Annotated in this window: 14 protein-coding genes; 8 read left to right on the top strand and 6 right to left on the bottom strand. The window is 71.4% G+C overall.

The genetic code is table 11. The features are described from left to right. Positions 1-36: 36 nt before the first annotated feature. Complete coding sequence (locus tag EW117_RS09100; protein ID WP_129785842.1) at positions 37-447, top strand: hypothetical protein; 411 nt, start codon at positions 37-39, stop codon at positions 445-447. A 543-nt stretch (positions 448-990) separates the two neighbouring features. Here EW117_RS09100 and EW117_RS09095 read toward each other — a convergent pair. Further along, positions 991-1,836 (bottom strand): rhamnogalacturonan acetylesterase, encoded by an 846-nt coding sequence (locus EW117_RS09095; protein ID WP_129785840.1) that lies wholly within the window; start codon positions 1,834-1,836, stop codon positions 991-993. A gap of 121 nt (positions 1,837-1,957) precedes the next feature. Here EW117_RS09095 and nhaA point away from each other — a divergent pair, with 121 nt between their 5' ends. Next, positions 1,958-3,358 carry a Na+/H+ antiporter NhaA gene (gene nhaA, locus EW117_RS09090; RefSeq protein WP_242504177.1) on the top strand — a complete coding sequence of 467 codons (1,401 nt, stop codon included), beginning with the start codon at positions 1,958-1,960 and terminating at the stop codon, positions 3,356-3,358. A 254-nt stretch (positions 3,359-3,612) separates the two neighbouring features. On the opposite strand, the gene EW117_RS09085 is transcribed toward nhaA, so the two are convergent. After that, a complete protein-coding gene (locus EW117_RS09085) occupies positions 3,613-5,589 on the bottom strand; it encodes an ATP-binding protein (RefSeq protein WP_129785838.1) in 1,977 nt (658 codons plus the stop codon). A gap of 33 nt (positions 5,590-5,622) precedes the next feature. On the opposite strand from EW117_RS09085, the gene EW117_RS09080 reads away from it, so the two are divergent. Continuing rightward, complete coding sequence (locus tag EW117_RS09080) at positions 5,623-6,498, top strand: alpha/beta fold hydrolase (RefSeq protein ID WP_129785836.1); 876 nt, start codon at positions 5,623-5,625, stop codon at positions 6,496-6,498. A gap of 4 nt (positions 6,499-6,502) precedes the next feature. On the opposite strand, the gene EW117_RS09075 is transcribed toward EW117_RS09080, so the two are convergent. Together EW117_RS09075 and EW117_RS09070 are read right to left on the bottom strand one after the other, a co-directional pair. Further along, the gene (locus EW117_RS09075) at positions 6,503-7,099 is read right to left on the bottom strand and encodes a DsbA family protein (protein WP_129785834.1); all 597 of its coding nucleotides are present in this window, start codon (positions 7,097-7,099) and stop codon (positions 6,503-6,505) included. A gap of 77 nt (positions 7,100-7,176) precedes the next feature. Continuing rightward, a complete protein-coding gene (locus tag EW117_RS09070; RefSeq protein ID WP_129785832.1) occupies positions 7,177-7,746 on the bottom strand; it encodes a TetR/AcrR family transcriptional regulator in 570 nt (189 codons plus the stop codon). 121 nt (positions 7,747-7,867) lie between these two features. Between EW117_RS09070 and EW117_RS09065 the strand changes: the two genes are divergently transcribed. Continuing rightward, complete coding sequence (locus tag EW117_RS09065) at positions 7,868-8,710, top strand: alpha/beta fold hydrolase (protein ID WP_129785830.1); 843 nt, start codon at positions 7,868-7,870, stop codon at positions 8,708-8,710. 40 nt (positions 8,711-8,750) lie between these two features. Here the strand turns inward: EW117_RS09065 and EW117_RS09060 are convergent, their stop codons facing one another. Continuing rightward, positions 8,751-9,140, bottom strand: a complete 390-nt coding sequence (locus EW117_RS09060; protein WP_129785828.1) for a winged helix-turn-helix transcriptional regulator — start codon at positions 9,138-9,140, stop codon at positions 8,751-8,753. 126 nt (positions 9,141-9,266) lie between these two features. On the opposite strand from EW117_RS09060, the gene EW117_RS09055 reads away from it, so the two are divergent. Next, positions 9,267-10,109, top strand: coding sequence for an NAD(P)H-binding protein (locus EW117_RS09055; protein ID WP_129785826.1), 843 nt, complete (start codon positions 9,267-9,269; stop codon positions 10,107-10,109). Positions 10,110-10,115: 6 nt separating this feature from the next. On the opposite strand, the gene EW117_RS09050 is transcribed toward EW117_RS09055, so the two are convergent. Then, on the bottom strand, positions 10,116-10,946 hold the full coding sequence (locus EW117_RS09050; protein WP_129785824.1) for a helix-turn-helix transcriptional regulator: 831 nt from the start codon (positions 10,944-10,946) through the stop codon (positions 10,116-10,118). Positions 10,947-10,995: 49 nt separating this feature from the next. Between EW117_RS09050 and EW117_RS09045 the strand changes: the two genes are divergently transcribed. The 3 genes from EW117_RS09045 to EW117_RS09035 all read left to right on the top strand — a co-directional run bounded on the left by EW117_RS09045 (position 10,996) and on the right by EW117_RS09035 (position 12,997). Then, positions 10,996-11,382, top strand: a complete 387-nt coding sequence (locus tag EW117_RS09045; protein WP_129785822.1) for a cupin domain-containing protein — start codon at positions 10,996-10,998, stop codon at positions 11,380-11,382. A 68-nt stretch (positions 11,383-11,450) separates the two neighbouring features. Continuing rightward, entirely contained in the window at positions 11,451-12,053 is a 603-nt protein-coding gene (locus tag EW117_RS09040) for a cysteine hydrolase family protein (RefSeq protein WP_129785820.1), read from the top strand. After that, positions 12,050-12,997 carry a GlxA family transcriptional regulator gene (locus EW117_RS09035; RefSeq protein ID WP_129785818.1) on the top strand — a complete coding sequence of 316 codons (948 nt, stop codon included), beginning with the start codon at positions 12,050-12,052 and terminating at the stop codon, positions 12,995-12,997. The genes EW117_RS09040 and EW117_RS09035 overlap by 4 nt, the downstream gene beginning before the upstream one ends. The last annotated feature ends 104 nt before the right edge of the window (positions 12,998-13,101 follow it).

The raw sequence follows: 13,101 nt of genomic DNA, 5'->3' as shown, positions 1-13,101 counted from the left end.
AGTCGCTCCCGGTAGGAATCTTTGACGAGACCTTTGGTGACCATCCAGGACCTTGAAACTGCTCTGCGGTTGCACAACGTCCCGAGTGGCGCGTGCAGCATCGGGACGGACGTCGACGAGCCCTACAGCTTGGTGCCTGAGTCGGATCGGTGGATGGTCTACTACAGCGAGCGAGGAAAACTGGAACGATCTCCGGATCTATGCAGGTGGAGTCGTGTGGTGCACAGTCGGCATCTGGTGCAGATTGTTGTTGGATCGCAAATTGCCATGCTGATCGCATCGCGTGGCGGGGCGGCAAATGAAGCCGCCGGCCCGCCGGATGCTGTTGGTCTTTTCAGCCTGCCGACCCCAGTGACGGGCTTGAGGCGGAGATCGCGACGCTGGATGGGCAGCGGGGTTGAAGTGACCGGTCTGGTCGACTTCGGGGCGCGCTTAGAGTGTGAATAGAACCGAGTTCCGAACGGTGTATACGACTGGGATCCTGGCGATCAGGGATGGATCGAAGTCTCCAGTGGAGATTCACATCTGGCGATCTGGCCAAAGGCGGGAAAGCTCGGGTCTGGGCCTGACTGGTCACGTATAGCAATAAATCCAGGCGTGGAGAATGCGGATGTGGACCAATTGGTCCGGTTCGACCGCGTCGATCGTTAACCTCGATTGTTCGGGTAGTAGGTAGATCGGCCTCGATGAGTCAGCGGGATGACATCGCTGGTTGATCGGGCTGGTGGGGCGTCGTCTCCGGGGTCGGGGCGTGGCGGAGGTCCGCGGGTCGCCGCGGCGCCGGGTTCCAGGGGCCCGGGCGCTCCTCTCGTTGTCTCGGGACGGGGTCCGGCAGTCAGGTGGTCACAGGGAGCATGAGGTCGTCCAGTCGCTGCCAGGCGATGGCGGCGGTCTTGGCCCATGGCCAGTCGTGGTTCAGGCCCGACTTGGGGTCACTGGTGTCCACATGCGAGACGTTCGGTAGGCGTCCCCCGCGCCGTCATTCGCCGGTCACGCAGGCGGCTCGGGAAGCCAGGTGAACCAGTCGTCGGCGGGCACCTCTTCCAGCCGGCGCAGGTCACGCGGGCCCAGCAGGCCGGTCCGGCCCAGCCCACGCGCCACCATGACTGCGACCGCGGACGCACCACGCGGCTTGAAGTGCGTGTTGTCCTGCTTCGTGTCGGTCCACAGGAAGTAGTTCTTGGTCTCCTCCGGCCCGAGCTCCTGCCACAGCGCGAGGGTCTGGACCTGGACGTCGATCACCGGCACGTCGAGGCGCTCCCCGAGGGCACGCATGGCGTGCGGGTACTCGCCGTGGGTCTCGACGGCGTTCCCGCTCGCGTCGAACCGGCGGCGTTCGGCGCTGGTTGCGAACACAGGCAGGGCGCCGGCGGACCGGGCCACGTCGACGTACATGGTCAGGTACTCCTGGTACGTGGTCCAGGGGTCGGTGCCGCGCGCGGGGTCCGCGATCTTTTCGTCGTTGTGCGAGAACTGGGTCACCAGGACGTCGCCTGCCGTGATCGTCCTGGCGATCGCGTCCAGGCGGCCCTCGTCGACGAAGCTCTTGGAGCTCCGGCCGTTGCGCGCGTGGTTGGCCACTGCGATGCGTCCTGACAGGTAGAACGGCAGGGCCATGCCCCAGCCGGTCTCGGGGCCGTTCGCCAGATCCTTGGGCGCGGCGGTGGAGTCGCCCGCGATGTAGATGGTGCCGACGGGGGACGTCTTGCCGGCGGCGGTCCGGGGCGCCTGCGCCACGGCCTGTGCCGCCGCCGCGGGTCCTGCGGTGGCTGCTAGCGACGCGGCAGCGAGGCCGGTCAGGAAGGCGCGGCGGCTCGGGTCGGACGTTCGATTCATGGCGTCTTTGCCTCTCCTCGGTAAGCGGTTTCCCGAGATGCTAGCAGGTCGAAGGGGGCCCCGATGTGGAACCCGGTGGACGTGAGAACAGCCGTCCCCCAGCGTCTGTCAAACTTGACCCGTGACAGACCGGATCCCCACCGGCGTGCCTACCCGGCCGGGACCCCGGCCCCGGGTGGACATCCCGTATCCCCGCTTGTCTCCAGGGCTGCGCAACTACTTCGCGACCGAAGGCGGGGGCGCGACGCTCCTGCTCGCGGCGTCGGCCATCGCCCTCGTGTGGGCGAACGTGGCGGGCGGCTCGTACCACGACCTGTGGGAGACGCCGGTCAACCTCACGGTCGGCACCTGGGAGCTGCACCTGTCGTTGCACCACTGGGTCAACGACTTCCTGATGGCCGTGTTCTTCCTGGTGGTCGGCGTCGAGGTGAACCGCGAGCTGACCGTTGGCGAGCTGCGCAGCTTCCGCGCCGCGTCCGTTCCGCTCTTCGGCGCGATCGGCGGGCTGGCCGTCCCGATCGGCATGTACCTCCTGATCAACCCGTCCGGTCCCGACGCCGCCGGCTGGGGCCTGCCGATGTCCACCGACACGGCGTTCGTGATCGGCGTGCTCGCGCTGGTCGGGCCGCGCTGTCCGGACCAGCTCCGGGTCTTCCTGCTGACCCTGGCGATCTTCGACGACATCGGCGCCATCGCCCTGCTCGGGCTCTTCTACTCCGACGCGCTGATGATGGGCGCGCTCGTCCTGGCCGCCCTGCTGACCGTCGTCCTGTTCGCGATGCGCTGGATAGGGATCTGGCAGATCCCTCCTTACCTGCTGGTGGGCCTGGTGCTGTGGGTGGTGGTCCTCGAGTCCGGGCTGCACCCGACCCTCGCGGGCGTCATCGTCGGACTCTCCATCCCGACGTCCCGCCGGGGACAGGACGAGGAGGCGCGCCGGCACCTCGGGTGGTACGCGCGCGCCCTCATGGAGGAGCTCGACCCTGCCCGCTCGCGCCTCGCAGTCAGCGCAGCGAGGTCGGCGGTCCCGACGAGCGACCGGATCCTTGACGGGCTGCACCCGCTCAGCTCCTACGTCGTCGTGCCGGTGTTCGGGCTCGCCAACGCGGGCGTCGCGCTGTCCGGCGAGTCGATCAGCGCAGCCCTTTCGAGTCCGGTGACACTCGGCGTGCTCGTGGGCCTCGTGCTCGGCAAGGGGATCGGCGTCTTCCTCGGGGCGATGATCGCGCTGGTGACGGGGCTCGGCACCCTGCCCGGCCAGGTGCGGTACGGGCACCTCGCCGGCGGTGCGTTCCTGTGCGGGATCGGCTTCACCATCGCGCTGTTCGTCAGCGAGCTCGCCTTCGACGACGAGGCACTGATCAACGAGGCCAAGGTCGGCGTCATCGTGGGTTCGATCGTGTCCGGCGTCATCGGCGCGGTGGTGCTCCGGTACTTCGGCAACCGCCTGCCGCTGTGCTCGCCGCAGGAGGCCAGTGGCCCGCCGCCGCTCCCGGAGGGGGCGTGGCGCCCGCCGGCGTAAGGGCCCTGCCGACCGCACTGAGCGATTGGGCCCAAAGAACCCGCGACTTCCGGGCACAATCGCTCGGCTGGGTCGGTGGGTCAGAGGGATCATCGAGTTCGGTCCCATGCACGTCTGGATTTCTGAGATCGGTCCGTTGCTCTGAGATCGGTCGGTTGATTGACCGATCTCAGAGCAACGGACCGAAGTCGGAACGGGCGCCGGTGCATGGGACCGAAGTCGGATCGGACGCGGTGCAAGGGACCGAAGTCGGATCAGCCAGCGAGGAACCCCGTCAGTGCCGCCAGGTGCTCTCGGACAGGGCCAGCGGTCAGGACGCCGCTCCCCGCGGCCACCTCGTCGGCGGCCGGAACGAGCGCCGCGCGGGCGCGCTCGGCGATCCGGCGGTCGCCCACCGCTATCGCCGCGCGTCCGGCCAGGATCCAGAGCACCTCGGTGAGCAGGCCGGGCGGCGGGCCCGGGATACGGCGGACGGCGGCAGAGGCGTCAGCTCCGCGGGCCAGGAGCAGGTGCGGCCGGGCCCAGGGCTCATAGGGGCCCCAGCCGTCGTCGTCCCGCGAATCAATGTCCGCGGGCAAGCCGTGCCACACCCGCAGGGCGAGCACCGCCAGCGGAAGCAGCCCCTCAGCCAGCCCAGGCATGCCGGAGCCATCGAGCGCCGCGGCGGCCCGGCGGTACGCCTGTTCCGCGGCGTCCACCGCGCCGCGGCCCGTGGGGCCGGTCACGCCGTCGGCCGGGTCGCTCGACGTCGCAACACGCACCGCCGCGAACCACCCCGTGAACACCTCGACCAGCGGCCGCTCGTACCGCACACCGAGTCCGGCGGCCGCGTCCGCGTGGCGCTGCGCCGCAGCAAAGTCGCCGAGCGCCGATAACGCTTGCATCCGCACCAGGTGCCCCAGGATCTCGAACGTGGACAGCCCGTGCCGGGTCGCCAGCGAGATCAGCTCGACGCCGATCGCGTCCCGCTCCGGCGCCAGGCCCGTACGCGAGAAGCAGGTCAGATACCGTCCGGCCAGGGCAAACGCCAGCACGGCGGGGTCGCCGGCCCGCCGCGCGAGCTCCTCGGCCCGGCGCGCGGCCTCCGGACCCCGAGGCCCCGGCAGCCCTCGCGACTCGATCGCGACCGTCGCCAGCAGCCTCGCCCGGACGGCGTCGGGCGCACCTTCGGGCAGGGCAGCCAGCACGCGCTCGGCGGCGGCGGCCACCTGCGCGGCCGCGTCGGCGTCGTCCGACCGGGTCCAGGAACCCGGCACGTCGAACGCGCCGATCACCCGTGCCGTGAGCTCCGGATCACCGAGCTGCTCCGCCGCCCGGACGGCGGCGACCCGCTGCGACCGCGCGGCGGCCAGACCGTCGCCGCCGGTCAGCGCCAGCGTGCGCAGCAGTGTCGCCGTCGACTCCAGCCGGGTGCGCGCCCCCGCCGCGACCACGCGCTCGTAGGCCGATGCGGTGTCGCGCCAGACGTCGTCCGGCGCGGGCGCCGAGCCCACCTCGTGCCGCAGCACCTGGGCCTCCAGCTCGGCGAGCCGCGGCCCCGGGTCGACGCCGAGCTCCCCGGCCAGCATCGCGCGCGCCCGGCGCAGCACGGCCAGCGCGTCCGCCTGCCGCCCCGACCGGTACAGCCCGAGCGCGAGCAGCCGCCATCCGTCCTCGCGCCAGGGATGTTCGGTCACGTGTGCGTCCAGGCACGGGACGACGTCGGCTGCCTCGCCGAGCGCGATCCCCGCCTCGGCGCTGCGCTCGATCGCGACCAGCCGCAGCTCGGCCAGCCGGGCACGCTCGGCGACCGCCCACGCCTGGTCCAGGCCGGCGTACGGGGTGCCGCGCCAGGCGTCGAGCGCGCGGTCGAGCGTCGTCCGCGCGGCGGCAGGCGCGAGGTCGCGCGCACCGGCCACCGTCGTCTCGAACGACCAGGCGTCCACGTCGACGCCGCGCAGCGCGTAGCCGGGCCCTTCGGTCACGAGCAGCCGGGCCGGGGTGCGCGGCGGCCGTCCGGGCTCGATGCCCCGGCGCAGGGCGGCGACGAACGTCCGCAGCGCGGGCAGCGCGCCAGGGGGCGGGTCGTCCCAGAGGTCCCCGACCAGCCGGTCGGCGGTCACCACCCGTCCCCGGGCGGCGACCAGGCGCGCGAGGACCGCCCGCTGCCGGGGGCCGCCCAGGGCCGCCTCGGCGCCGTCGACCCACGCCACCACCGGGCCCAGCACCCCGATCCGCACACGGTCACTCATCACTTGCTCATCCACGTCCTGGAGATTCGGGGCATGACACAGACGATCCCCGATTTCGACTATCAGCGCGTCGCCGTGGGCGACGTCGTCCTCAACGTAGCGGTCGGCGGCTCCGGAAGCCCGGTCGTGCTGCTGCACGGCTTTCCGCAGACGCACCTGATGTGGCGGCACGTCGCCGCGGACCTCGCCCGGGACCACACCGTGATCGTCCCGGACCTCCGCGGCTACGGTGCGAGCGACAAGCCCGCCGGGCGTGACACCAGCACCTACGCCAAGCGGACGATGGCCCAGGACGTCGTCGAGCTCGCGCGAGCGCTGGGCCACGAGACGTTCGCCCTCGCCGGCCACGACCGGGGTGCGCTCGTCGCCATCCGCGCGGGCCTCGACCATCCCGACCGGATCACGCACCTCGCCGTGCTCGACGTGCTGCCGACCCTCGACATGTGGGACGTGCTGCAGGGCGCGGATGCCGCCGTCGCATTCCACCTCTACCTGATGGCGCAGCCGCCCGGCCTGCCGGAGCGGATGATCGAGGCCTCCGCCGACGACTTCTTCGGGTTCTTCCTCGATGCCTGGGGCACCGGCCCGGACGCGATCCCGGCGGAGGTCCGGGCGGAGTACCTGCGGGCGTCGCGCGAGGCGGTGCCCTCGATCGTGGCGGACTACCGCGCGTCGGCAGGGATCGACGTCGAGCACGACCGGGCGGACCGGGCGGCGGGACGGCGCCTGACCATGCCGGTCACGGTGCTCCAGCAGGACTGGGGCGCCGCGCTCGGGTACGACGCGGCGGGCCTGTGGTCTGCCTGGGCCGCCGACCTCGAGCACCGCACCCTGGACGCGGGCCACTTCATGGCCGAGCAGTCGCCGGGCGAGGTGGTGGCCCACCTGCGCGCGCTGCTGGCGAGGTAGCCCGCTACCGGCGGAGGAAGCGGGCTCGCTTGCGCGACATCGACATCGTGTCCCGCAGGTCGGTGACCGTGACGTCGCCCTTGTACGGCTCGCCGTTGATGAACAGCGTGGGCGTGCCGTGCACACCGGCGTCGATGCCCGCCTGGTAGTCCTTGCGGACGGCGTGGGAGAACCGCTGCGCCGGGTCGCCCACCAGAGCGGCGGTGTCCAGCCCGAGCTGCTCGCCGTACCGCACGATGGAGGCGTCGTCGAGGCTGTTCTGGTTCTTGAAGAGCAGGCCCGCCATCGGCCAGAACGCTCCCTGATGACCGGCGGCCTCGGCGGCGAGGGCCGCCGTCAGCGCGTACGGGTGTGGCTCGAACAGGGGGAAGTGCCGCCACACCAGGCGGACCTGGCCCTCGGAGCCGTTGATGAGCTCGTGCAGCACGGGCTTGGCCGCGCCGCAGTACGGGCACTCGAAGTCGCCGAACTCCACGATCGTGAACGGCGCCTCCGGGTTGCCGTACGCCCAGCGGAACGCGAAGTCGCCCTCGTGCGGGTCGATCTGGGCGGCGAGCGGGGTCGCTTCCCGCGTACCGCCGTCGGACTCTTCGTCAGTCATGGCCTCATCCTCCCACCGGCTGGTTGACGGAGCTGGCAGACGACCACAGCAGTTGCTGCTGTGGTCAAACACGGGGTTCAGCGGGGGCGGCCCGTCGCGACGTCGAGCAGCGTCTCCGCCGCGGCCCGCGCGTCGCGCGCGGCGTCCGGGGTGCCCGCGATGGCGGCCGTCGTCTGCGCACCCTCGGCGAGGATCGCGAGCTGCGGGGCAAGGGCGGCGGGGGCGCCCGCGTCGGCCACGAGGTGGGCGACGTACTCCTGGAAGCTGCGCTTCTGCTCGCGGACGGCGTCGGCTACCGCCGTCGAGGAGGCGCCCAGCTCGCCGTGCGTGTTGATGAACGCGCACCCGCGGAAGTCCGGCTCCCGGAACCAGGCGTCCAGGAAGTCGAAGATCGCGAGGATGCGTTCACGGGCCGACGTCGCCCGCTGGGAGGCCGACGCGAGCCCCGAGTCCCAGACGGCGGTGCGGTGGTGGAGGACGGCGACGATCAGCTCGTCCTTCGAGGAGAACAGCGAGTAGATCCGCTTGAGGGACACGCCCGCCGCTGTCCGTACCGCGTCCATGCCCACGGCCTGGACGCCGCGCGTGTAGAACAGCTCGTCCGCGGCCCGGATCACGGCCTGCCGTGCAGTCTTCTCGTCGATCATGCGATCTCACCCCATTTTCTGTCCCGCACGACTTGCGCGGAGAACGATCGTTCTCTACTGTAGCTGACATCGGGAGAACGATCGTTCTCCCTAGGTCGAAAGATCAGGAGAGGAACGGATCATGGGGTTCATCAAGGTCGGCACCGAGAACAGCACCAGCACCGAGCTCTACTACGAGGACCACGGCTCGGGTCAGCCGGTCGTCCTCATCCACGGCTACCCGCTGGACGGCAACAGCTGGGAGCGCCAGTCGCGCGAGCTGATCGCCGCGGGCTACCGCGTCATCACCTACGACCGCCGCGGGTTCGGGCAGTCGAGCAAGGTCGGGGCCGGCTACAACTACGACACCTTCGCCGCGGACCTCGACGCGGTGCTGAACACGCTCGACCTGCGCGACGTCATCCTGGTCGGCTTCTCGATGGGTACCGGCGAGCTGGCCCGCTACGTGAAGAACTACGGTCACGAGCGCGTCGCCAAGCTCGCGTTCCTCGCCTCGCTGGAGCCGTTCCTCGTCGCGACCGACGACAACCCGACCGGCGTGCCGCAGTCGGTCTTCGACGGTATCGCCGAGACGGCTCGTGCGGACCGCTTCGCCTGGTTCACGAACTTCTACCAGGACTTCTACAACCTGGACGAGAACCTCGGCGGCCGGATCAGCCAGGAGGTCGTCACGGCGAGCTGGAACACCGCGACGCGGAGCGCCCCGGTCGCGGCCTACGCCGTCGTCTCGGCCTGGATCGAGGACTTCCGGGCCGACGTCGAGGCCGTCCGGGCCGCCGGCAAGCCGTCCCTGATCCTGCACGGGACCAAGGACAACATCCTCCCGATCGACGCCACGGCCCGCCCGTTCCACAAGGCGCTCCCCGAGGCGGAGTACGTCGAGATCGAGGGCGCGCCGCACGGCCTGCTCTGGACCCACGCGGACGAGGTCAACGACGCGCTGCTGCGGTTCGTCAAGGCCTGACGCCAGACGGCGGGCACCCGCTCTCGCGCGGCGCACGGCGCTAGCGCGGGAGCGGGCCCGCGTAGCCGGCGCGTGCTCTTTCGACGTCGGCCATGTGCTCGCCGGACCAGTCACCCAGGGCGGCGAACACCGTCTGGAGGCTGCGGCCGAGCTCGGTGATCTCGTACTCGACGCGCGGCGGCACCTCCGCGTAGATCTCGCGCCGCACCAGACCGTCGCGTTCCATCTGTCGCAGGCGCTGCGTGAGCACCTTGGGCGTGACGCCGATGCGCCGCTCCAGCTCGACGAATCGCTGCGTCCCGTGCTCGTGCAGCACCCAGAGGATCGGCGTGGTCCAGCGGCTGAACACCAGATCGACCACGGGCGAGATCGGGCAGGCGTCGGCCGGGTCGTCGTCGGGCTGCGGGCACCAGGTGCTGGTACGGGCCATGACACGGCCTCCAATACTTTCCTGAGGGAACCTACTGTACTGGGGCTCGTAACGTCGTCGGCACGGCGGCCGCACCGGCCGCCTGGTCCCCTCGAGGGCCCCCGCCGTACGGACCAGGAGCACCCCATGATCGTCGTCACCGGAGCCACCGGAAATATCGGGCGGCCGCTCGTCGCCGAGCTTGCCCGGCAGGGCCAGGATGTCACCGCTGTATCCCGCGCGGGCACCGCACCGCTCGATGACCCCCGGGTCCACGCGGTGAGCGCCGACCTGGCAGACCCGGCCAGCCTACGCGCCGCCCTCAGCGGAGCGAGCGCGATGCTTCTCCTCGTGCCGGGCGCCGGTAGCCACCTGGATCGGGAGCGGATCATCGCCACCGCAGCCGACGCCGGGGTGCGCCGCCTCGTGCTGGTGTCGTCCCAGGCGGCCGGCACTCGCCCCGAGTCCCTCTCGCACCGCCCCATGGCCGAGCTCGAAAAGCTCGTGCGGGGCTCCGGGCTCGACTGGACCGTTCTGCGGCCCGCCGGCTTCTACACCAACGCGTTCGCCTGGGTCTCGACGGTTCGCGCCGAGCGCACCGTCCAGGCACCGTTCGGCGACGTTGCGCTGCCCGGCATCGACCCGCTCGACATCGCCCATGTCGCGGCGGTCGCGCTCACGGAGAACGGGCACGCGGGCCGCAGCTACGAGCTCACCGGTCCGGAGGCAACCACACCCCGGGGCCGGACCGCGGCGCTCGCGCTGGCGCTCGGCGTGCCGCTCACCTTCGTCGAGCTCACCCGCGATCAGGCCTACGCCGGAATGCGCGAGGTCATGCCGGAGGAGATCGCCGACGGCACGCTCTCGATCCTCGGCGACCCGACGCCGCAGGAGCGGGCGGTCAGCCCGGACGTCGAGACTGTGCTCGGGCGCCCGGCGAGGACGTTCGCCGACTGGGCGGGCCGGAACGAGGCGGCTTTCGGGGCCTGATCGTCATCACGGCCGCATCTGCGATGCGTACTTGCCCGGCGGGACGCCCAGGTAGCGGGTGAAATGCCGGGACAGGTGTGCCTGGTCATAGAACCCCGCAGCGGTGGCCGCCTCGGCGACGGGGAGGCCATCGAGCAGGAGGCCCCGGGCGTGGTCGACTCGTCGACCGATCACATAACTGTGGGGCGGCAGGCCGAACGCAGCGCGGAACGATCGCACCAGATGGGTCGGACTCGCGTCGAGGGCTCGTGCCGCCTCGACCAACGTCACGGAGTCGGTGACGTTGGCGTCCAGGAACTCACGCAGCTTCGAGGCGACGAGCGCCCGTGGGCGTTCGACGGTCCGAGCCCGGTGCCCGAGGCGGGTCAGGAGACGGTCGCGCACGAAGGCGAGGCGGGTTTCGGCCTCAAGCTCGTTGCCGGGCCGGGCCACGGCATCGTGAAGGGCAGAGAGCTGCCCGCGCAGGCCCCGGTCGCGATGGATCGGGGTGTCGACGGCGGCGTCGGCCAGGTCCGCAGGTAGTACCGATGTGTCGAGGTAGAGCACGCGCTTGCGGAATCCGTGCGTCTCGACGGTACGCCCGTCGTGCGGCACACCGGGCGGCAGCAGGATCACCCTGTCAGGGTCACCGTTGTCGTGCCGGCGACGGTCCAGCGCGAAGTCGACGAAGCCGTCGTCCAGCAGCATGAGGTCCCACGTGTCGTGGGTGTGCATCGGATAGGCGTGTGTTCGGAACTGGGCGTGAAAGACCTCGGAGATCCCCGGGACGCGGGGCCGCCACGCAGCCACCGTCGCGCGTGGCTTCCCGCGATCGCGGGTGTCGAGGGATGACGGCATGTCAGGAACGTACAAGATCGGACCATGCGGCGGGGGCGAGAGTGCCGCCATGACAAAGGCTGCGAACAACGCGATCAGCATCACCGACTGCCTGCACCGGATCACCGAGCACTGGGCCCCCAAGCGGATCGCCACCGTCAATGACTACGACGTTCGGGTGGTGAAGATCCTCGGCGAGTTCGTGTGGCACGCGCACCCTGAGACCGACGAGCTCTTCCTCGTAGTCGACGGTCGCCTGACCATCCAGCTGCGTGACGGCGACGTCACGCTCGGGCCGGGCGAGCTGTACGTGGTGCCGCGGGGTGTGGAGCACTGCCCCATCGCGGACGAGGAGACGTCGATGGTGCTGTTCGAGCCGACAGAGACGCAGAACACCGGCGACGCCGGCGGCCCGCGCACCCGCGAGGCCGAACCGCTCGGACCGGGGCGGCGGTGACCAGATCCGTCCGCCCCGGGACCTGATCCGGCCTCCCGCCCGGGCTCCGGCGCAACCAGACTGGGGCCATGAACCGAGCACTGATCGTCGTAGACGTCCAGGAGTCCTTCCGCGCCCGCCCGCAGTGGGCCGACACGCTCAACCCGACGGTCGCCGAGCCCGTCAACCGCCTCGTCGACCTCGCCCGCGCGGCCGGCGACCTCGTGGTCTGGGTGCTGCACACCGAGCCCGGGTCGGGCAATCCGTTCGACCCCGAGTCCGGTCACGTCCGGCTGTTCGAGGAGCTGAGCCAGCCCCGTCCCGGCGAGCCCGTGCTGCACAAGACCTCGCACAACGCGTTCACCACGACCGACCTGCAGCAGATCCTCACCGCCCACGGCGTGAGCGAGCTGCGGGTCTGCGGCATCCGGGCCGAGCAGTGCGTCGAGACCACGACCCGGGTCGGCTCTGACCTCGGGTACGCCATGACGTTCGTCAGCGACGCTACCAGCACCGACCCGCTCGGCCGGTTCAGCGCCGCCGACATCCTGGAGCGCACCGAGGCCGTGCTCCGCGACCGCTTCGCGCGCATCGCCACGGTCGCGCAGCTCGAGGCGGAGGACGCCGGCACCGAGTCCGGCTCGGTGCCCGGCGCCGCACCCCAGCCCGAGGTGGCAGCATCGGCAAGATGACCACTGTCGTCTTCGTGCTCCTGCCCGGGGTCCACCTGCTCGACCTGGCGGGCCCCGCGCAGGCGTTCTTCACGGCGGGGGACCTCGGCCACCGCTACGACCTGCGGTACGTGTCGGGCGCTCCGGCGTCGGGCATCCGAACGGGCGGCGAACCCGGGGCCGACGCCGGAGTGGTCGCCTCCGCGCAGGGCCTCCCGCTGGTCGCCGGCTCGGACCGGCCGGAGCTGGGCCCGGACGACCTGATCGTCGTGCCCGGATGGCGCATCGGGAGCGACCCGGCCGCCTGGCCCCGGCTCAGCGCGGCGATGTGCGAGCGGCTCGCCGAGCACCACGCGGCGGGCGGCATCGTCGCCAGCGTGTGTGCGGGGGCGGACGCGCTCGGCCAGGCCGGGCTGCTCGACGGCCGGCGCTGCACCACCCACCACGCCGTGCAGGACGACCTCGCGGCCCGGCACCCGCGGGCGCATGTCGTGCGCGACGTCCTGTTCACGACCGACGACGGCGTCGTCACCTCCGCAGGCATCGCCAGCGGTATCGACCTCTCGCTGCACCTGCTCGCGATGCGGCACGGGCCGGCGCTCGCCGCCCGCGTTGCCCGGGAGATGGTCGTCTACGCCCGGCGCAACGGGACGGAGCCGCAGGCCAGTGCGATGCTGCGGCACCGGTCGCACGTCGACGACACGGTGCACCGCGTCCAGGACCGCATCGACGAGCAGTTCGCGAGCAATCTGCCGCTCGCCGATCTGGCCGCGCACGCCGGGGTCGCCGATCGCACCCTGACCAGGCTGTTCACCAGGGCCACGGGGGTGACGCCCCTGCGGTACCAGCAGCAGCTGCGCCTGGAGCGCGCCGAGCACCTGATCGGCCACGGCGCCACGGTCGAGTCGGCCGCGCACGCCGTCGGCTTCCAGGACGCGCGCATGCTGCGGCGGCTCCGGAGCTAGGCCTGACGACAAGGCCCGCCGCCGTCGAACCGCAAGTTGGCCGTGTAGCCAAGCGCCGAACCGAAACGACACGCCGATGCCGCGGCGATTCGTCGGCGTGTCTT

This window comes from Promicromonospora panici, from assembly GCF_900608595.1.
GTDB classification, from domain to species: Bacteria; Actinomycetota; Actinomycetes; order Actinomycetales; family Cellulomonadaceae; genus Promicromonospora; species Promicromonospora panici.
Note: the sequence above shows the minus strand (reverse complement) of the source record. Positions and strands in the feature narration are given on the sequence as shown.